Annotated in this window: 1 pseudogene; it reads left to right on the forward strand. The window is 59.5% G+C overall.

Annotation, left to right across the window (positions count from 1 at the left end):
* Window positions 1-170, forward strand: a pseudogene (locus AC1D0P_RS31215) (FMN-binding glutamate synthase family protein); the annotation flags it as partial.
* Between the last annotated feature and the right edge of the window lie 223 nt (window positions 171-393).

The following is a 393-nucleotide window of genomic DNA, read 5'->3' on the forward strand; positions in this document are numbered from 1 at the left end:
ATCTCAAGGTCATGACGCTGGAAGCGCAAACGATCGCGCGCGCCTGCGGCAAGAACCATCTCCACAATCTCGAACCGGAAGATCTCTGCGCGCTGACGATGGAGGCTGCCGCCATGGCCCAGGTGCCGCTGGCCGGCACGAATTGGTATCCGGGCAGGGGGAGCTTCTGACGTGAGAACCAACCGGGCGGCGTTTGCCTGACACGCTTTGATGAGGCGTATGCCGGCGATCGTCGACCCATGCGAATTCGGTCCGCACCGAGCACTGGTGCGGCCCTTTTGAATGAAGGGGCAAAAGCCCCTCCGGCAAAGAATGGGGAACTACGAATGACTGACAATCTCGAGGCTTGGGCCAAGGAACGCGGCGTCAAATATTTCATGATCAGCTATACCG

Source organism: Polaromonas sp. P1_G2 (assembly GCF_056405515.1).